Genomic DNA, 22054 nt, shown 5'->3' on the forward strand with positions numbered 1-22054 from the left:
CGCGCGGCCGCCGCGTCCTGCGCCGTATGTGCTGACGGTTCCCGGTCCATCCCGGCAGCGGTCCGACGGCATCCGACCGTTCCGCCGCTCCATGGCAAGTCATCGGCACGCCACACGGGTCACGCGGCGCTCTCGTCCGGACGGCCGAGCGGTGGTGCCCGGGGCCTTCCCCGGCCGGCCCGTGCCGGTTCGCGCCATTCCCCGTGCGTGTGGCTCCTCCGTGCCCGCACGTGCTAGCAAGGAGACAAGGTGATCAGCAGGCAACCGACGGCCGGCCGGCTCCTCCTGGAGGAGTTACCCGACCGCTGGCGAGGTCTACGCGAGGCCGGTCCGGTACGGCACGACGAGGCGCAGGGCGTCTGGCAGGTGCTCGACCACGAGAACGTCTCCGCCGTGCTCGCCGATCCGGCGACGTACTCCTCGGACCTCTCCGCTCTGAGCCCCACCCAGCCCGACTTCGAGACCTTCACCCAGGGCAACTTCGTCGGCATGGACCCTCCGGAGCACCGCAAGCTCCGCACGCTGGTCAGCCAGGCGTTCACCCCCCGGGTCGTGCACGGGCTGGAACCGCGTATCGAGGCCGTCTGCGCGCGGCTGCTGGACGAGGTCGCCGACCGCGACCGGTTCGACCTGGTCGACGCGCTGGCCTATCCGCTGCCGATCATCGTGATCGCCGAACTGCTCGGCATCCCCGCCGAGGAACACCGGCTCTTCCAGGAGTGGGCGAGCGTCCTGTTCGGCGGCGACCAGCTCGGCGAGGCGCCGGACATGGCCGATCTGGAACGGGCGCTGGAAGCCATCGCCCCGACCGTGCGCGAGATGAACGGCTACATGCTGGACCACATACGCGCCCGCCGCGCCGCCCCCGGTGACGACCTGACCAGCAGACTCATCGCCGCCGAGGTGGACGGAGTGCGGCTGCGGGACCAGGAGATGGTCGGCTTCGTGGCGCTGCTGCTGGTCGCCGGGCACATCACCACCACCGCGCTGCTCGGCAACGCCGTCGTCACCTTCGACCGGTACCCCGAGACGGACGCGGCACTGCGCGCCGATCCGGGGCGCGTCCCCTCCGCCGTCGAGGAGGTGCTGCGCTGGCTGCCCCCTTTCCCCGAACTGGGCCGCCGGGTGACCAGGCCGGTCGTCCTCGGCGGTCACGAGATCCCCGCCGACACCCTGCTGATGGCACATCTGGGCGCCGCCAACCGGGACCCCGCCCGCTTCGAGGCGCCCGACGTCTTCGACGTGACCCGCTCACCCAATCCCCATCTGACCTTCGGGCACGGCATCCACTTCTGCTTCGGCGCGCCCTTGGCCCGCCTGGAGGCGCGCATCGCCCTGCACATGTTGCATGAACGATTCCGCACCCTGGTGATCCCGTCCCACGAGGCCATCGTCCACCAGAACCCCGCCGTTCTCATCGGCGTGCGGCATCTGCCCGTCGAGGTCGGCAGAGCCTAGGCCCGGCGCACCGAGCGCCCCGGCCGGCCCCGTACCGCTCACACCCCCGGGCCGGACCGGAACACCCGCACATGAGACCCATCCAACGGGAGTCCCCTTCTCATGCCCTACACCATCCCCACCGCTCCGCCCGCCTCCCGGGAACCCTCGCTGTTACGCCGGGAACTGCGGGACCGCCTCGACGCGCTCGCCCGGACCCACCGGGTACCCGGCGCCCAACTGGTCCTCGACACCGGCACGGACGTCATATCCGTGCACACCGGCACGGCCGACGTCCTCGCCGGCACCCCCGTCACCGGGGAGACCGCGGTCCCCCTGGGCTCGCTCACCAAGCCCTTCACCGCGGCCCTCGTCATGCTGCTGGCCGACGACGGCGACGTGGACCTCGACGAGCCCGCCGCCGAGCACCTCAGGGAGCTGGGCGCCGTACCCGAGGTGACCGTCCGCCAACTGCTCAGCCACACCGGCGGCCTGCCCACCGGGCCGGACTCCGACACCGCCGCGGCGACCACCGCGGCCCGCTATCTCACATCGGTGTGCACCGCCCGTGACCTGCTCTTCCCGCCGGGCACCGACTTCTCCTACTCCAACGCCGGCTACGTCGCCGCCGGACGGCTGGTGGAGACCGTCACCGGAATGCCGTGGGCCGAGGCGGTCCGGTCGCTGCTGCTCGAACCGCTCGGTGTCGCAACGGCGTTCCTCGGTGACACCGCGCCCACCCGGCCCGTGGCCTCGGGACACGCGGTCAACACCGCCACCGGACAGGCCCTCGCCACCCGGCAGAACCTGGCCCCGCTGGAGGCGCCGGCCGGCGCGCTGCTCGCGAGTGCCGCGGACCTGGCCGCGTTCGGCAACGCGCTGATCGGCCGCTGCGACCTGCTGCCGCCCGCCGTGGCCAAGGACATGCGCCGTCCCGAGCCCGCCGCCCGCCCCGGCACCCTGGCCGACGGCTGGAGCCCCGGACTCGCCCTGTACCAGCGGGGCGAGCGCGCGTGGTTCGGCCACGACGGCAACGCCCAGGGCACGTCCTGCCACCTGCGTACCGACCCGGAGAGCGGTGTGGTGGTCGCCTTCACGGGCAACGCCGGCGGCGCGACCGCGCTGTGGCGCGACCTCAGCGGGGAACTCGCCCGGCTGACCGGCATCCGGGTGCCCGCCGGCGGACACCCCGTGGACGGGGGCCGCCGCGGCGCCCTGCCCGACTGCGCGGGCACGTACCGCAACGGCAGCACGACCTACCACGTCACGGCCGGTGCGGACGGCGAGCCCGCCCTGTCCGTGGACGGCGACCTGGCGCTCCCGCTGGTCTGCTACGCCGACCTGTCGTGCGACCTGCGCGATCCGGCCACCGGGACCCTGGAGCCCGGCGGCCGGTTCCACCGCGACCCGGCCACCGGGAGGATCGACCGAATACAGATATCCGGCCGCACGGCGCGCCGCACCGACGACGGCTGACCGCCGGGACCGCCGGGCAGGCCGGACCGCGTGCCGCTCCCGGCCCGCCGGTCCGGCCCCGGTCCCGGTCGTGGACCGGTCGGGGTCCGGCCGGATCCCGTCGCCCCTACCGCCCGGTCCCGCCCCGGAACCCGGTCCCGCCCTCCCGGAGCGCCCCCTGGTACCCGGCACGCCCGGCCTCGCGCTCCCGGCCCGCCCGCGCGGACCCGGCCGTCCGCAGGACGCCCACCGCGCGGGAGCCGTCAGCGCCCCGCTCCTCCCACCGGTCGTCACATCCCGGTACCGGTCGCCCCGGCCGGCACCGGCAGCCCGCTCGTCCAGCACCGTCGACACACCCGGTGTGCCCCCGCTTCGGCGCGCCGCCCCCGAGGTGGGCCCGGGTCACCCCCACGGCCCGCGCCGCATCGTCCCGCTCTCCAAAGGACTACACCCATGACGGACCCGCACGACAAGCCCGCATCGGCGCCCTCCCTGCCGCACCCCGCCCCCACCGGCGCGGCGGAGAGCGGCACGAGAGGGGCGCATCCGATGCTCGGCGCGCTGTTCGCCGCCTGGGTGGCCCGCACCCCGGACGCACCGGCCCTCACGGACGGCCGGCGGACCTGGACCTATCGCCAACTGGCCGAGCGGGCAGATCGGTTGGCCGCGCACCTGATACGCCGGGGGGCCGGGCCCGACCGGGTGGTCGCCCTGGTCCTGCCGCGCTCCATGGAGCTGATCGCCGCCGAACTGGCCGTCGCCCGAGCCGGTGCCGCCTTCCTGCCCGTGGACCCCGCCTACCCGGCCGAGCGCCGGACGATGATGCTCGCCGACGCCGCACCCGCCGTCACCCTCGACGACGCCGGCCGGGTCGGCGAACTGCTCGGCGCCGGCGACGGCGCGGAGCCCGCGGGGGAGGGCGACGGCAGGGCGGCCGCCGGGGACCCGGCCGGTGCCGACAGCGCGGCGTACGTCATCTACACCTCCGGTTCCACCGGCACCCCCAAGGGCGTGACGGTCACCCACCGCGGCATCGGCGGCTTCGTCGCCGCCGCGGCCGAGCGCTACGCCGTGGGTCCAGGCGACCGCGTCCTGCAGTTCTCCTCGCCGAGCTTCGACGCCTCCGTCCTGGAACTGTTCATCTCGGTGCTGTCCGGTGCCACCCTCGTCGTACCGTCGCACGGCCCCTGGCTGGGCGACGAACTCGCCGGCGTCCTGGAAGAGCACCGCATCACCCACGCCCTCGTCCCGCCGGCCGCGCTCGCCACCCTGCCCGGCCCCGAGACGGGTGCCGGACGTCACCTGCGCACGCTGATCGTGGGCGCCGAAGCCTGCCCCGCCGGGCTCGTCGACACCTGGGCGCCCGGCCGCCGCATGATCAACTCCTACGGTCCGACCGAGGCCACCATCGTCGCCACCTGGACCGGACCGCTCACCGCCGGCCAGGGCACTCCGGCGATCGGCGACGCCCTGCCGCACACCCGGGCGTACGTGCTCGACGCCGCGATGCGGCCCGTACCGCCCGGCAGGGACGGCGAGTTGTTCGTGGGCGGTGACGCGGTGGCCCGCGGCTACCTCGGCCGGCCGGGCCTGACCGCCACCCGGTTCGTCCCCGACCCCTTCGGACCGGCGGGGGCCCGCCTGTACCGCACCGGCGACCGGGCGCGCCAACGGCCAGACGGTGAACTGGAGTTCCTGGGCCGGGTGGACCGGCAGGTGAAGGTGCGCGGCTTCCGGATCGAGCCGGGTGAGATCGAGGCCGCCCTGCGCCGGTCCGGCGCCGTCGGCGAGGCCGTGGTCGTCGTACGCGAGGACGAGCCGGGACACCAGCGCCTGGTCGGCTACGTCACCCCGGCGGGACGGCGGCCCGCCGGCGCCCCCGGCCCGGCCGCCTCCCCGTCCCGGCCCGAGCGCCCCCTGGATCCCGCGGCCCTGCGCGCCGCCGTGGCCGCGCTGCTGCCCGCCCACATGGTGCCGGCCGCGGTCGTGGTGCTGGACCGGATGCCGCTCACCCCGCAGAACAAGATCGACCGACGGGCCCTGCCCGCCCCGGAGCGCACGGCCGCGGTCGGCCACCTGGCGCCGCGCACGGACGGGGAGCGGGCGCTCGCGGCGATCTGGGCGGACGTCCTCGGCGTCGCCGAGGTCGGCGTGACGGACGACTTCTTCGACCTCGGCGGCGAATCCATCCTCGCCGCCCGTGCCCTGTCCCGGATCCGGGACGAACTGGGTGTCCGGCTGACGACGCGGGACGTCTTCTCGGCGCGGACCGTCGCCGCTCTCGCCCCGCTCCTCGGCGACCCGTCGGCCGCCGCGCCCGCCGAGCCCATCCCCCCGGTCCCGCACGAGGACGGCCTGCCGCTGTCCAGCGCGCAACGGCGGCTGTGGTACCTGGACGAACTCAGCGCGGGCGGCACCGAGTACAACACCGGCGTCTGCCTGCGGCTGCGCGGCGCCCTGGACCCGGACGCACTGCGCCGGTCCCTGCACCGCCTCGCCGTCCGGCACGCCGCCCTGCGCACCACGTTCGCCACGGCGGACGGACAGGGCCTCCAGCGGATCGCGGCGGAGCCGGACCTCCCGCTGCGCACGGCCGACGTCGGGGACCTGCCCGCGGCGCGGCGCCCCGAAGCCGCCGAGAAACTGCTCACCGAGGAACTGGGCCGGCCCCACGACCTGGCCGCCGGGCCGCTCACCCGGGCCCTGCTGGTGCGGCTCGCCGACGAGGACCACCTGCTGCTCCTCGCCCAGCACCACATCGTCACCGACGGCTGGTCGGTGGGCGTCCTGACCCGCGAACTCGCCGCCCTGTACCACGCCGAGACCACCGGCGAGCCGGACGGCCTCCCGCGACCGGGCGTGCAGTACCCGGACTTCGCGGTGTGGGAACGGCGGCAGCGGGCCTCCGGCGCGGACGCCGCCGACCTCGCCTACTGGAAGCGGCACCTGGCCGGCCTCCAGCACCTGGAGCTGCCCGTCGACCGCCCGCGTCCGGCGGTGCGCACCACCGCCGGAGCCGCCCACCGGCACACGCTGCCCGCCGCACTGGTGACCCGGCTGCGGCAGCTGGCGACGGGACGCGGCACCACGGTGTTCACCCTGTACGCGGGCGCCGCCGCGCTGCTGTTCGCCCGCTACTCGGGCCAGCGGGACATCGCGTTCGGCACCGTCACCACCGGGCGCGGCCGGCGCGACCTGGATGACGTGGCGGGCTTCTTCGCCAACACGGTCGTGCTGCGCGGCGAGGTGGACGAACGGGCGAGTGTCGACCGGTTCGTGGAGACCATGCGGACGACGCTGCTGGACGCCTTCGCCCACGACGGGGTGCCGTTCGACCGGGTCGTGGAGGAACTGGCCCCGCGCCGCGACCCCAGCCGCACCCCGCTGGTGCAGGTGCTCGTCGTGCAGCAGACCGCCCTCCCGGTCCCGCCGCGCGCCGGCGCGCTGCACCTCGCGGAGCACCCGCTGCCCCGCCCGGCCGCGCGCTTCGACCTGGTCCTGGAGTTCACGCCGGACGCCGACGGCGGCTGCGCACTGACCGCCGAGTTCAACACCGACCTGTTCGAGGCGGCGACCGTGGCCCGCCTCACCGCACACCTGCACCGTCTGCTGGAGGGCATGGCCGACGGGCCGGGCCGTCCGCTGGCCGAGCTGCCCATGCTCTCGGCCGAGGAGCAGCGCACGCTGGTGGACACCTGGAACCCGCCCGCCCGCCGCTCCGCCGGCACCGGGGGCGGCACGCTGCCCGAGCTGTTCCACGCGCAGGCGGCCCGCACCCCGGACCGTACCGCCGTCGTCCGCGGCCCGGCCCGGCTCGACTACGCCGAGGTCGCCCGGCGCGCCAACCGGCTGGCCCGGCTGCTCGTCGCGCGTGGCGCGGGACCCGAGACCCTGGTCGCGCTCTGCCTGCCGCGCTCCGCCGACCTCGTGCCCGTGCTGTGGGCCGTGCTCACCGCGGGCGCCGCGTACCTCCCCGTCGACCCCGGCTACCCGGTCGAGCGCGTCCGGCTGATGCTCGGCGACGCCCGGCCCGCCCTCGTCGTCGCCACCCGCGAGACCGCCGCCGCCCTGCCCGACGACTGCGCGCCGCTGCTGCTGGACGAGTGTGACGACACCGCCTGGGCCGACACCGGACTCACCGACGCCGACCGGCTCCGGCCGCTGCTGCCGGACCATCCCGCGTACGTCATCTACACCTCGGGTTCCACCGGCCGGCCCAAGGGCGTGGCGGTGACCCACCGCAGCGTCGCCGCCCTGGCCGCGTGGGCGGGCGAACGGTTCGAGGGCACCGGACTCGGCCATGTGATCGCCGCCACCTCCCTCAACTTCGACGTCTCGGTCTTCGAGCTGCTGTGCCCCCTGACGGCCGGCGGCACGGTCGAGGTGGTCACCGATCTGCCGGCCCTCGCCGACGGCTCGGGACCCCGCAGCGCCGGGCTGCTCAGCGGCGTGCCCTCCGTCGTCTCCCGCCTGATCGCGGACGGTACCGCGCCGCTGACCGCGGACACCGTCGTACTGGCCGGCGAGGCCCTGCCCGCGCAGACCGCCCACGAGCTGCGCGCCGCCATGCCCGCGGCCCGCATCGCCAACATCTACGGCCCCACCGAGGCCACCGTGTACGCCACCGCCTGGTTCGCAGGCGACCGGCTGCCGGAGCAGGCCCCGCCCATCGGCGAGCCGGTCGCGCTCACCCGTACCTACGTCCTGGACGGCCGTCTGCGGCCCCAGCCGGTCGGCGTCACCGGGGAGCTGTACCTCGGCGGCGGCGGCCTCGCCCGCGGCTACCTGGGCCGTCCCGGACTGACCGCCGCCCGGTTCGTCGCCGACCCGTTCGGCGCGCCGGGGGAGCGGATGTACCGCACCGGCGACCTGGTACGCCGCGCCGCCGACGGCCGGCTGGAGTACGTGGGCCGGATCGACCAGCAGGTCAAGGTGCGCGGCTTCCGGATCGAACTGGGCGAGGTGGAGGAGGCGCTGCGCGGCTGCGCGGGGGTCGCCGAGGCGGCGGCCGGCACCGTCACCGGCGACGGCGAGGACCACCGGCGCCTGGTCGGCTACGTCGTCCCGGCCGCCGGGGAGCGGGTGGAGCCGGACACCGTACGCCGGGAACTCGGCCGCACCCTGCCCGACTACATGGTCCCGTCGACGGTCGTCGTCCTGGACGGCCTGCCGCTCAGCCCGAACGGCAAGGTCGACCGCGGCCGGCTCCCCGACCCGGGCCCCGCCGCGCGCGTCGTCCGGCACGTCGCGCCCCGCACCCCCACCGAACGCACGCTCGCCGCGATCTGGGCGCAGGTGCTGCGCACGGAACGCATCGGTGTCGACGACAACTTCTTCGAACTCGGCGGCGACTCGATCCTCAGCATCCAGGTCGTGGCCCGCGCCCGGCAGGACGGCCTGCCGCTGACCTCACGGGACGTCTACCAGCACCAGACGGTCGCTGCCCTGGCCCGCTGCGCGGACGCCGCCGGCCGGCTCCGCGAGGCCGCCCCGGCACCCGAGGAGGCCACCGGCACGGCCCCGCTGACGCCGATCCAGCACTGGCTGTTCGGCGCCGCGGTACGGGACGCCGGGCACTTCTCCCAGGCGCTGTCCCTGCAGATGCCCGACGACCTGGAGCCGGCCGCGCTGGAGGACGCCCTGAACGACCTCGTCGGGCACCACGACGCCCTGCGCTCCCGGTTCGCCGCCACCGGCGGTCCGGCGCGCGAGGCCGTCTGGTTCATCGACGAGCGGATGCCCCGGATCCGGCTGGCCCGGCACACCGGCCCGGACACGGACACCCCCCACTTCGGGCCGTTCGACCTCGCCCGGGGACCGCTGCTGCGCGCCGTGCTGCACGACAGCGGACCCGGCCGGCCCGCCGTGCTGCACCTCGCGGTCCACCACCTGGTGGTCGACGGCGTGTCCTGGCGCGTGCTGCTGGAGGACCTCGACCGTGCCTACCGGGCCCGCCGCACCGGCGCCGACGGCGCGGCGGCGCTGCCCGCGAAGTCCTCGCCGCTGCGGCAGTGGGCCCGCAGGCTGGCCGCCCACGCGGCGGACGGCGGCTTCGACGACGAGCGCGCGTACTGGGCCCGAGCGGTCCCGGACACCGCGGCGGCGGTACCGGACGGGCCGGAGCACGGCGTCAACACGTACGCCTCGCAGCGCGCGGTCACCGTACGACTGGGCCCCGAGGACACCTCGGTCCTGCTGCACACCCTGCCGGAGACCTACCGCACCCAGGTCAACGACGTCCTGCTCGGCGCCCTCGGCCGGGCCCTGTGCGCGTGGAGCGGCCGGGACCGGGTGGTGGTCGACGTCGAGGGACACGGCCGCGAGGAACTCTTCCCCGAGCTGGACATCAGCCGCACCGTCGGCTGGTTCACCACCCGGTACCCGGTCGCCCTCGCCGATCACGGGGAGGACGACTGGGACGCCGTACTGAAGCGCGTCAAGGAGCAGCTGCGCGCGATACCCCGGCACGGCCTGGGCCATGACGCGCTGCGCCACCTGACCGGACCAGGCGGGGAACCCGGCACGCCGGACGCGCGGATCAGCTTCAACTACCTGGGCCGGATGGGGGTGTCGGCCGCACCCGACGGACTGTACCGGGGCACCGTCCGGCCGCTGGAGCTGGACGCCGACCCGGCGGCCGAGCGCCCGCACGTCCTGGAGGTCGTCGGCCGGCTCGTCGACGAACAGCTGGAGTTCACCTGGTTCTACTCGGACCGGCTGCACGCCGAGGACACGGTCGGGGAGCTGGCCGGAGGATTCACCGACGCGCTCGCGGACCTGGCCCGGTTCGCCGCCCGGCCCGGGGCCGCCGGGCGCACCCCGTCCGACTTCCCGCTGGCCCGGCTCGACCAGGACGCCGTGGACCGCCTCACCGGCACGGACCCGGCGGCCGTCGCGGACGTCCTGCCGCTCACCCCGACCCAGGCGGGCATGCTCTTCCACGGCCTGTCCCAGGACGACCGGGGCGTCTACTTCCAGCAGCTGACGTTCGTCCTGGACGGCGTGCCCGACCCGCGGGTCCTCGCCGCCGCCTGGCAGCGGGTGACCGACCGCGCCGAGGTGCTGCGCGGGCGGGTCGTCTGGCAGGACGTGCCCGAGCCGCTGCTCGTGGTGCGGCGGCACGCGGCCGTACCGGTCACCCAGCTGGACTGGCGGGACCTGACGGAGGAGGAGCGGCGCACCCGGCTGGACGACGTCCTGGCCCACGACCGCGCCGAGGGCATCGACCTCGGGCGGGCCCCGCTCCAGCGGCTGCTGCTCGCCCGGGTCTCCGACACCGCGGTGCGCGTGGTCTGGTCCTTCCACCACCTGCTGCTCGACGGCTGGAGCCTGTTCCAGGTCCTCTCCGACGCCTTCGCCCTGCTCGGCGGCGACGGTCCGGACGCCCTCCCGGACCGCCCGCCGTACCGGGACTACGTCGCCTGGCTGCGCGGACGCGACACCGCGGAGGCCGAACGGCACTGGCGGCACCGGCTGGCCGGCCTGACCGAGGCCACCCCGTTGCCGTACGACCGCGAGCCGCGCGAGAGCCACCGAGCCGAGTCCACCCACGCCGTGCGGGTCACCCTGCCCGGCACCGCCGGGCGGGCACTGGAGGAGCTGGCGCGGACCTCCGGCCTGACCCTCAACACCCTGGTGCAGGGCGCCTGGGCGCTGCTGCTGGCCCGGCAGTCCGGCCGGGACGAGGTGGTGTTCGGCACCACCGTGTCCGGCCGGCCGCCCGAGCTGCCCGGCGCGGACGCCATGACCGGCCTGTTCATCACCACCCTGCCGACCCGGGCCGCCGTCCCCGGCCACGGAACCCTCCTCGACTGGCTGCGCGCTCTCCAGCAGGACCAGAGCGAGGACCGGCGGTTCGACCACGTACCGCTCACCCGGCTGCGCGCCCTCACCGGACTCCCGGAACGCGTCGGCCTGTTCGACAGCATCGTCGTCTTCGAGAACTACCCGGTGGACGACGACCTCGCCGCCGCCCACGGACTGCGCCTGAGCGGACTGGAGGGGATCGAGACCACCAACTACCCCCTGAGCCTGACCGCCTACCCGGGGGAGGAGCTGACCCTGCGCCTGGGCTACGACCCCGACCTGTTCGACGCGGGGACCGCCGAGCGGCTGGCCGAATACCTGACCGTGCTGCTCGCCGGGATGCCCGACGGCATCCACCGCCCGCCCGCCCGGCTCCCGCTGCTCGCACCGGAGCGCCGCGAACAGGTGCTGCGCGCCTGGAACGACACCGCCACCGGCCTGCCCGCCGCCACCGTCGCGGACCTCTTCGCCGCGCAGGTGCGCCGTACCCCCGACGCCGTGGCCCTGGAAGCCCCTGACGAGCACCTGACCTACGGTGAACTCGACGCCCGCGCCGCCCGGCTTGCGGCCCGGCTGACCGGCCTCGGGGTAGGGCCGGAACGCCCGGTCGGGGTGCTGATGGACCGTTCCGTGGCACTGGTCGTCACCCAGCTGGCCCTCGTCCGCACGGGCGGGGTGTACGTGCCGCTGGACGGCCGGGCGCCGGCCGGACGGCTGCGCCGGATGCTGGCCGAGGCCGGCGCCGGACTGCTGCTCACCGACTCCGCCTGGGAGGAGACGGCCCGTCGGGTGCTGCCGGGCGACGGCGTGCTGCGCGCCGACGGGGCCCCGGAGACGGACGGCCCCGCACCCGCCCGCTCCGCGTCTCCCGTCCCCGCACCCGCCGTCCACGTGGCTCCCGTCCACCCCGACAACGTGCAGTACCTGATGTTCACCTCGGGCTCCACCGGCACCCCCAAGGGCGTCGCGGTGCGCCAGCGGGACGTCGCCGCCCTCGCCCGGGACCGCGCCTTCGCCGGGCACGACCGGGTCCTCGTGCACTCGCCGCACGCCTTCGACGCCGCCACCTACGAGGTGTGGGTGCCGCTGCTGCGCGGCGGCACGGCCGTGCTCGCCCCGCCCGCCGACCTGGACGCCGCGCAGGTGCGCAGGGCCGTCACGGAACAGCGGGTGAGCTGCCTGTGGCTCACCGCGGGGCTGTTCAGACTCCTCGCCCAGCAGGATCCCGGCTGCCTGCGCGGCGCGCGCGAGGTGTGGACGGGCGGCGAGGCGGTACCGGGCGCGGTCGTGCGCCGGGTGTTGGACGCCTGCCCCGGGCTGACCGTCGTGGACGGCTACGGCCCCACCGAGACGACCACATTCGCCACCCGCCGCGCCTTCCGCTCCGGCGACCCGCTGCCCGCCGTACTGCCCATCGGCCGCCCGCTGGACGACACCCGCGTGCACGTCCTGGACGCCGCCCTCCAGCCGCAGCCGCCGGGCATCCCCGGTGAGCTGTACATCGCGGGAGCCGGCCTGGCCCGGGGCTACGCGGGCCGGCCCGGGGCGACCGCCGCCCGCTATCTCGCCGACCCCTTCGGCCCGCCCGGGACCCGGATGTACCGCACCGGCGACATCGTGCGCTGGAGCGCCGACGGCGAGCTGCACTTCGTCGGCCGCGCGGACGACCAGATCAAGATCCGCGGCTTCCGCGTCGAACCCGCCGAGATCGAGGCCCGCCTCACCGCCCACCCCGCCGTCGCCGAGGCCGTCGTATCCCTCTACCAGGACGCCGGACGCAAGCGGCTGGCCGCCCACCTCGTCCCGGCCGCCGGCGCCGCGCTGCCGGCCGCCGCCGAACTGCGGGCCCACCTCGCGGACGGCCTGCCCGACTACATGCTCCCCGCCGCCTTCGTCACCGTGTCCGAGCTCCCGCTGACCGTCAACGGCAAGGTCGACCGGCGCCGGCTGCCCGCACCCGACTGGTCGGCCGGCGGCGAGCGGGCCCACCGCGCCCCGGGCACCGAGGCCGAGCGGCTGCTCGCCGGGATCTGGGCGGAGCTGCTGGGCGTGGAACGGGTCGGCGTCGACGACAACTTCTTCATGCTGGGCGGCGACTCGATCCTCAGCATCCAGGTCGTCTCCCGTGCCCGTGCCGCGGGACTCACGCTCACCCCGCGCGACCTCTTCCGGCACCCCACGGTGGCCGAACTGGCCGCCGCGGGCGGCTCCGCCGCGCCCGCCGTCGCCGGCACCGCACCGGTCAGCGGGGCGGCGGACCTCACCCCGATCCAGCACTGGTTCCTCGACCCCCGGCCGGCCCACGCAGACTTCTTCGACCAGTCCGTCGTCGTCGAGGCGGCCGGCCCGGTGGACGAGGACGCGCTGCGCCGCGCCCTCACCGCCCTGTGGACCCGGCACGACGCCCTGCGCGCCCGGTTCACCGCCGACGCCGACGGCACCTGGCGACAGGACGTCCCCGCCGCCGGTGCCCCGGCACCCGAACTGCTCCAGGTCCACGAGCCGCGCGCCGAGGAGCTGGTCACGGCTGCCGCCCACGCCGGACTCCGGCTGGAGAGCGGACCGCTGTTCACCGCCCGCCTGTTCACCGGCGACGGCACCCGGCCCGCCCGGCTGCTGCTGGTCGCCCACCACCTGGTGGTCGACGGCGTCTCCTGGCGCATCCTGCTGGAGGACCTGGAGACCGCCTACCGGCAGGCCGTGGCCGGACAGCCCCCGCGACTGCCCGCCCGCACCACCTCCGTGCACGCGTGGGTCCGCCGGCTGCGCGACCACGCCGGCACCTTCGCCGCCCGGCTCGACCACTGGGAGCGGACCGCCCGGCACTGCGCCGGCCCGCTGCCCGTGGACGGCACCGGCGGCAACACCATGGCCGACGTCAGGGAGGTGACGGTCCGGCTGGACCGCGACCGCACCGACGCCCTGCTGCGCCGCGTCCCCGGGGTCTACCGCACCCGCGTCGACGACGTCCTGCTCACCGCGCTGGGCCGGGTCCTCGCCGACTGGACCGGGCACGGCACCGTCGCCGTCGGACTGGAGGGCCACGGCCGCGAGGACCAGCTGTTCGAGGACGTCGACCTGTCCCGCACCGTCGGCTGGTTCACCTCCCTGTACCCGGTCGCCCTGACCGTCCCGGCCGGCGACTGGGGCACCGCCCTGAAGGCCGTCAAGGAGCAGCTGCGAGCCGTACCCGACCGGGGACTCGGTTACGGCGTCCTGCGCCACCTCGTCCGCGACGCCCGGCTCACCGACGCGCCCGCGCCCGCCATCAGCTTCAACTACCTGGGCCGCTTCGACTGGTCCGGGCCCGGCGGCACCCTGGTCGGGGCGGTGCCCGGCGGCCTGGGCGGCGCTGAGGCGCCCGGCAGCGAACGCCCGCACCTGCTGGACGTGGTGGCCCGGGTCGAGGACGACCGGCTGGAGATCACCTGGTACTACAGCGCCGGACGGCACCACGAGGAGACCGTCACCGGGCTCGCCGAGGGCGTGCTGCGGGCGCTGGGCGACATCGTCGCGCACTGCGGCCGCCCGGAGGCGGGCGGCCGCACCCCCTCGGACTTCCCGCTGGCCCGCCTGGACCAGGCCGCCGTCGACCACGTCGCCGGCACCGGCCGGGACGTCGCGGACGTCTACCCGCTCACCCCGATGCAGGCCGGCATGCTCTTCCACAGCCTGCTCGACCCGGCCGGCCGCACCTACGTCAACCAGGTGCAGCTGGTGCTCGACGGGGTCACCGACCCCCGGCTGCTCGCCGAGGCGTGGCAGCACACCGCGGACGCCAACCCGGTCCTGCGCACCCACCTGGTGTGGCGGGAGACCCCGGAACCGCTCCAGGTAGTACGGCACCGCGCCGTCGTGCCCGTCACCCACCACGACTGGTCCGGCCGGCCCGCGGACGGCCGCGCGGACGACCTGGACCGGCTGCTCGCCGAGGACCGGGAGCTGGGCATCGACCTGGACACCGCGCCGCTGATGCGGCTGACCCTGATCCGGCTGACGCCGCGGCGGGTCCGCCTGGTGTGGACGTTCCACCACGTCCTGCTCGACGGCTGGAGCGCGGCCCAGGTCTTCGACGAGGTGTGCGAGCGGTACGCCGCCCTTTCCTCGGGGCAGCGACCGCGGCTGCCCGAACGCAGGCCGTTCGCCGAGTACCTGCGCTGGCTCGCCGGACAGGACACCGGACGTGCCGAACGGCACTGGCGGTCCGCCCTCGCCGGCTTCCGGGCCCCCACCGAACTGCCCCGGGACCGGCGGCCCGCCGAGGCCCACCGCGCCTCCTCCTGCGGGACGGTGCGGATGACCCTCGGCCCCGACGTCTCGGCACGGCTGCGCGAGACCGCCCAGCGCTCCGGCCTCACCCTGAACACCGTCCTCCAGGGCGCCTGGGCGCTGCTGCTGTCCCGCTACGGCGGCGGCGACGACGTGGTGTTCGGCACGACCGTGTCCGGCCGGCCCGCCGACCTGCCCGGCGTCACCTCCATGGTGGGCCTGTTCATCAACACCCTGCCCACCCGGGCCCGCGTCGACGGGGAACGCCCGCTGCTGGACTGGCTGCGCGAGCTCCAGGCAGCCCAGTCCGAGGCCCGCCGTCACGACTTCGTCTCGCTCGCCCAGCTGCAGTCCTGGAGCGAGGTGCCCGGCGGCACCGGCCTGTTCGACTCCATCGTGGTCTTCGAGAACTACCCGTTCGACGAGAGCGCGCTGGCCCGCCACGGCCTGGCCATGGAACAGGAACGGGACCTGGAACCGACGAGCTACCCGCTCAGCGTGGTCGTCGCGCCCGGCGACACCCTGGCCGTGAACCTGGACTACGACCCGGACGCCTTCGACGCCGCGACCGTACGGGCGCTCGGCGAGAGCCTGCGCACCCTGCTGACCGGCATGGCCGACGACCCCGGCCGCACCCTCGCCGAACTGCCCCTGGTCGAACCGGCCGGGGAGCGGGCCCTGGTGGACCGCCTGGGCGGACCCGTGACGCCGCTCCCGCACGGCACCCTGCCCGAGGCGTTCCGGCGGCAGGCCGAGCGCACCCCGCACGCCGTGGCCGTCCGCCACGGCGACCGGAGCCTCACCTACGCCGGACTCGACGCCCGCGCCAACCGGCTGGCCCGGCGGCTCATCGCCGCCGGCGCCGGGCCCGAGCGCTTCGTCGCCCTGTGCCTGCCCCGCACCGCCGACCTGGTCGTGGCGCTCCTCGCGGTGCTCAAGAGCGGTGCCGGATACCTGCCGGTCGACCCCCAGTACCCGGCCGAGCGCGTCGCGTTCCTCTTCGAGGACGTACGGCCCGACGCCGTGATCACCGCCGCCGCGACCGCCGGCCGGCTGCCCGAGGGGCCGTTCACCCGCATCATGCTGGACGAGGAACCGGATACCCGGGTGCCGGACACCCCCGTCGGCGACGGCGAACGCCGTACCCCCCTGCTGCCCGGCCACCCCGCCTACGTGATCCACACCTCCGGCTCGACCGGCCGCCCCAAGGGCGTGGTCGTCAGCCACGCCTCCGTCCTGGCCCTGACCGACTGGGCGGCGGCCGAGTTCACCGGCCGCGGACTGGCCCACGTGATCGCCTCCACCTCGCTCAACTTCGACGTGTCGGTCTTCGAGATCTTCTCCCCGCTGCTCTCCGGCGGCTGCGTCGAGGTCGTCCGCGACCTGCTGGCGCTCGCCGAGCGCCCCGGGCCCTGGCGGGCCGGGCTGCTCAGCGCGGTGCCCTCGGCACTGGACCGGCTGCTCGCCGAGGACGCCGTACAGGTCACCGCCGACACCGTCGTCCTCGCCGGGGAGGGGCTGCCCGCACGGACCGTGCGCCGGGTCCGCGACGCCGTGCCCGGCAGCGAGGTGCGCAACATCTACGGGCCCACCGAGGCCACCGTCTACGCCACCGCCTTCACCTGCGACCCGGCCGACCCCGACCGCGACCCGCCGATCGGCCGGCCGCTCGGCGGTGCCCGCGCCTACGTGCTGGACGAGCGGATGCGCCCGGTGCCCGTCGGCGCGCCCGGCGAACTCTTCCTCGCCGGGACCGGTGTCGCCCGCGGCTACCTGCGCCGCCCCGGCCTGACCGCGTCCCGCTTCCTGCCCGACCCGTTCGGTCCGGCCGGCAGCCGCGTGTACCGCACCGGCGACCGGGTCCGCTGGACGGCCGACGGCGAACTGGTCTACCTCGGCCGCGGCGACGACCAGGTGAAGGTGCGCGGCTTCCGTATCGAACTCGGCGAGGTGGAGGCCGCGCTGGCCCGCCACCCGGCCGTGGCGGCGGCAGCGGCCCGGGTGGTGGAGCAGGACGGCCACCGCCGGCTCGTCGGGTACGCGGTGCCTCGTGCGGCCGGCCTGCCGGAACCCGCCGAACTGCGCGCCTTCCTCGCCGGCAGCCTCCCCGACCACCTCGTCCCCGCCCTCGTCGTACCGCTGGAGCGGCTGCCGCTCGGGGCCACCGGCAAACTCGACCGGCGGGCCCTGCCCGCCCCCGAGTGGGCCGCACCCGCCGTCGGCCCGGGAGCGGGCCGCCCGCCGCGCACCGCGGCAGAGCACACCCTCGCCGCCATCTGGTGCGAGGTGCTGGGCGTACCCGAAGTGGGCGCGGACGACAACTACTTCATGCTCGGCGGTGACTCCATCCTCGGCATCCAGATCGTCTCGGCCGCCCGCCGGTCCGGTCTCGCCCTGAACCCCCGGCACCTGTTCACCCACCAGACCCTCGCCGAACTCGCCGCCGCGGCCGAGCGGCTGCCGGACGGCGCCGCGTCCGCCACCGCCGAGCAGGGCCCGGTGACCGGCGAGGCCCCGCTCACCCCCGTGCAGCACTGGCTGCTCGACACGCTCGACGGAGACCCCGCGCACTTCAGCCAGACGGTCTCCGTCGAACTGACCACCGACCCCGACGAGACGGTGCTGCGCTCCGCCCTGGCCGCCGTGCTGGAGCACCACGACGCGCTGCGGCACCGCTTCGAACCGGCCGGGGACGGCCGGTGGCGGCAGCACGGCACCGCGCCCGGCGACACCGCCCCGCACCTGGAGGTGCACCGGGACGCGGAGCCGGGCGAGGTGGCCGCCGCCCTCGGCGCCGGATTCGACCTGTCCCGCGGGCCGCTGCTGCGGGCGGCCCTGTGCCGGACCGGCGGCACCGGACGGCCGGTGCTGCTGCTCGCCGCCCACCACCTCGTCGTGGACGCCGTGTCCTGGCGGCTCGTCATGGAGGACCTGGACACCGCGTACCGCGCCCTGCGGGACGGCGCACGGCCCGGACCGGGGGCCAAGAGCACCTCGTTCCAGGCATGGGCCCGGCGGCTCGCCGAACACACCGAGGCGGGCGGCTTCGACGCCGAACTCGCCCACTGGCGTGGTGTCGACGCCGGGACCGCCCTGCCGGCCGACCACACCGGCGGCGCCAACACCGTCGCCGTCGAGGAGAGCCTGACCGCCGGACTCGACGCCGAGGAGACCCGCCGCCTGCTCCAGGACGTGCCGGACGTGTACCGCACCCGCGTCAACGACGTCCTGCTCACCGCGCTGGGCCGGGTCCTGGCCCGCTGGACGGGCCGGGACCGGGTGGCGGTCACCCTGGAGGGCCACGGCCGCGAGGACCTCTTCGAGGACACGGACCTCGCCCGCACCGTCGGCTGGTTCACCACCGTGTACCCCGTCGCCCTGGACGTGCCACGGGACGCCGGCACCGGCGCCGTGCTGAAGTCCGTAAAGGAGAACCTGCGGGCCGTACCGCACGGCGGCCTCGGCCACGGCGCGCTGCGCCACCTGCATCCCACGGCGGGCGCCGCGCTGCCCGCGCTGCCGCAGGTGTGCTTCAACTACCTCGGCCGGCAGGACCGGACCCCTGCGGCGGGCGGCCTGCTGGGCGCACCCCACGGCGACGGCCTCACCGGCGGCATGGACCGCACGGCGGACCGCCCCTACCTGCTGGACGTCCTCGGCCGGGTCACCGGCGACCGGCTGGAATTCACCTGGTCGTACTCCCGCGAGGTGCACGACCGCGAGACCGTCGCCCGGCTGGCGGCCGAACTGGCCGACGAGCTCCGCGCGATCGTCCGGCACTGCGCCGAACCCGGCGCCGGCGGTCGCACCCCCAGCGACTTCCCGCTCGCGCCACTGGACCAGACCGCCGTCGACCGGCTCGTCGGCAGCGGGACGGACGTCACGGACGTGTACCCGCTCACGCCCACCCAGACCGGCATGGTGATGCACGGCCTGGACGAGGCCGAACACGGTCTGTACGTCGAGCAGATCACCTTCGTGGCGGACGGCGCCCGCGACCCGGGCACGCTGGCCGCGGCCTGGCGGCACGTCGTCGAGCACACCCCCGTGCTGCGCACCTCCGTCGCCCTGCACGGTGTCCCCGTACCGCTCCAGGTCGTCCACCGGGACGTGACCCCGCCGGTCACCGAGCACGACTGGAGCGCACTCCCGGCGGACCGGCGGGAGGTGGAACTGGAGCGGCTGCTCGCCGGCGAACGGGCCCGGGGCCTGGCCCTGGACCGCGCCCCGCTGCTCCGGCTCGCCCTGGTCCGGCTCGGTCCGGACGCGGTACGGGTGGTCTGGACCTTCCACCATGTCCTGCTGGACGGCTGGAGCGTCTTCCACGTCCTGTCCGACGTGCTGGCCGCCCACGAGGCCCTGGCCCTGGGCGAGCGGCCCCGGCTGCCCGAGCGCCGCCCGTTCGCGGACTACGCCGCCTGGCTGGCCGCGCGCGGCACCGGCCCCGCCGAGGAGCACTGGCGCGGGGTCCTGTCCGGCCTGCGCACGCCGACCCCGCTGCCGTACGACCGCAGGCCCGCCCCCGGCAGCACGGCCCGCTCGGGCACCTGGCTGTCGCAGCGGCTCGGCACCGAGGAGACCCGCCGGCTCCAGGAGTTCGCCCGCCGGCACCGCCTCACCCTGAACACCCTGGTGCAGGGCGCCTGGGCACTGCTGCTGGCCCGGTGGAGCGGGGAGGCGGAGGTGTGCTTCGGCACCACCGTCTCCGGACGGCCCGCCGACCTGCCCGGCGCCGACACCATCACCGGCCTGTTCATCACCACGCTGCCCGCCCGGATCGCCGTCGACGGCGGCGCCCCCGCGGCCGGCTGGCTGCGCGCGGTGCAGGAGGCACGGGCCGAGGACCGGCGCCACGACCACCTGCCCCTGAACATGCTCCGGGCCCTCACCGAACTGCCCTCCGGCAGTTCCCTGTTCGACAGCCTGGTGGTGTTCGAGAACTATCCCGTGGGCGACGCGACCGCGGGCGCCCACGGGCTCGCCCTGCGGGACCTGGACGCCCGGGAGGCCACCAACTACCCGCTCACCGTGGTGGTCTCGCCCGGCGACCGGCTCGCCGTCGAACTCGGCTACGACCCCCGGTGCTTCGACGCGGACACCGCGGGCTCGCTGGCCGCGCAGCTGCTGCACACCCTGCACACCCTGGCCGGCACGGACGGCACCGCCCGCCTCGACGACCTCGACGTGCTGCCGCCCGCCCAGCGCGAGCGGCTGCTGCGCGGGCCCTCCCGCCCGGAGCCCGCCGAGGTGCCCGCCGCCACCCTGCCCGCCCTCGTGGAGGCGGCCGTCGACCGCCGGCCGGACGCCCCCGCGCTCGCCGAGCCCGGCTCCCTGCTCACCTTCGCCGAGGCGGAGGCACGGGCGAACCGGCTGGCGCACCGGCTCATCGCCCGGGGCGCCGGACCCGGCGACGTCGTCGCGCTGCTGCTGCCCCGCTCCGCGGACATGGTGCTGGCCCAGCTGGCGGTGACCAAGGCGGGGGCCGCGTTCCTGCCCGTGGACCCCGCCTATCCCGAGGAGCGGATCGCGCTGATGCTGCGCGACGCGGCCCCCGCCCTGACCCTCGACGCCAAGGAGATCGCCGGTCTGCTCGCCGCGCCGCCGGACGAGGTTCCCGGACACCGGCCCGGCGACGCCGACCGCAGGCGTCCGCTGGACCTGGACGATCCGGCCTACGTCATCTACACCTCCGGTTCCACCGGCACCCCGAAGGGGGTCGTCGTCACCCACCGCGGCCTCGCCGCGTTCTCCGCCGCCGAGGCCGCCCACTACCAGGTGGCCGAGGGCGACCGGGTGCTGGCCTTCGCCACCCCCAGTTTCGACGCCTCGGTGCTGGAGCTGTGCACGTCCCTGCCGCACGGCGCCCGGCTCGTCGTCCCCCGGCCCGGACCGCTGCTCGGCGCCGAACTGGCGGACTTCCTGCGGGCCGAGCGCATCACCCACACCCTCCTCCCACCGGCCGCGCTCGCCACCCTGCCCGCCGGCACGCCCGGCACCCTGCCGGACCTGAAGACCCTGATCGTCGGCGCCGAGGCGTGCGGGGCCGACCTCGTGGCCCGCTGGGCGCCGCACCACCGCATGGTCAACTCCTACGGCCCCACCGAGGCCACCGTGGTCGCCACCTGGTCCGCGCCGCTGGCGGCGGACGGCGGCGCCCCGCCCATCGGCCGCCCGCTGCCCGCCACCGGCGCCTACGTCCTCGACGCCCGCCTGCGGCCGGTCCCCGACGGTGTCGCCGGCGAACTCTGGCTGTCCGGACCGGCACTGGCCCGCGGCTACCTCGGCCGCCCGGGACTGACCGCCGCCCGGTTCCGGGCCGACCCGTACGGGCCGCCCGGCACCCGCATGTACCGCACCGGCGACCTGGTGCGCCGCGACAGCGGGGGCGAACTGCACTACCTGGGCCGCACCGACCACCAGCTCAAGCTGCGCGGCCACCGCATCGAGGCGGGCGAGGTCGAGGCGACCCTCGTACGCCACCCGGACGTGCTGGACGCGGTGGTGACCGTGCGCGAGGACGAACCCGGCCTGCCGCGCCTGGTCGCCCACCTGCTGACCGCCCCCGGCACCGAACCCCTCGCCCCGGCCGCACTGCGGTCCCTGGCCGCCCGGTTCCTGCCGGGCCACATGGTCCCGACGGCGTTCGTGGCGCTCGACCGCTTCCCGCTCACCGAGAACGGCAAGACCGACCGGGCGGCCCTGCCCGCACCGGCACCCGCCGAGGAGCGGGAACGGCCCGAGCACGTGGCACCGCGCACGCCCACGGAGGAGGCACTGGCGGAGATCTGGGAGGAGACCCTCCGGACCGCCGTCGGCGCCGAGGACGACTACTTCCTGCTCGGCGGCGACTCCATGCGCGCCCTGCTCATCGCCTCCCGCGCCAACGACGCGTTCGCCATCACGCTGACCCCCCGCGACGTCCTGGTCTCCCGCACGGTCGCCGCCCTGGCGCGACTGGTGGAGGAGCAGATCCTGAGCGAGTTCGAGGAGGCCGCGTACGGCGACACCGACGCACCCGGCACCGGCCACGACGACGAAGACGCCGCGCTCGGCGGCAACGACCACGAACGGTGAGGATCCGACGACC

3 protein-coding genes are annotated in these 22054 nt (G+C 76.0%); all 3 read left to right on the forward strand.

Features of this window, described 5'->3' with window-relative positions; genetic code table 11:
- Window positions 1-249: 249 nt before the first annotated feature.
- The 3 genes from VT52_RS07095 to VT52_RS07105 all read left to right on the forward strand — a co-directional run bounded on the left by VT52_RS07095 (window position 250) and on the right by VT52_RS07105 (window position 22041).
- A complete protein-coding gene (locus VT52_RS07095) occupies window positions 250-1458 on the forward strand; it encodes a cytochrome P450 (RefSeq protein ID WP_046427890.1) in 1209 nt (402 codons plus the stop codon).
- Window positions 1459-1560: 102 nt separating this feature from the next.
- The gene (locus VT52_RS07100; RefSeq protein WP_046427892.1) at window positions 1561-2913 is read left to right on the forward strand and encodes a serine hydrolase domain-containing protein; all 1353 of its coding nucleotides are present in this window, start codon (window positions 1561-1563) and stop codon (window positions 2911-2913) included.
- A 432-nt stretch (window positions 2914-3345) separates the two neighbouring features.
- Window positions 3346-22041 (forward strand): non-ribosomal peptide synthetase, encoded by an 18696-nt coding sequence (locus VT52_RS07105; RefSeq protein WP_071387416.1) that lies wholly within the window; start codon window positions 3346-3348, stop codon window positions 22039-22041.
- Window positions 22042-22054 lie beyond the last annotated feature (13 nt).

The sequence above is a fragment of the Streptomyces malaysiense genome, assembly GCF_000980885.2.
Lineage (GTDB): Bacteria > Actinomycetota > Actinomycetes > Streptomycetales > Streptomycetaceae > Streptomyces > Streptomyces malaysiense.

Coding starts and splice junctions, on each gene's coding strand:
- VT52_RS07100 (WP_046427892.1), top strand. CDS start 1,561: ATGCCCTACACCATCCCCACCGCTCCGCCCGCCTCCCGGGAACCCTCG.
- VT52_RS07105 (WP_071387416.1), top strand. CDS start 3,346: ATGACGGACCCGCACGACAAGCCCGCATCGGCGCCCTCCCTGCCGCAC.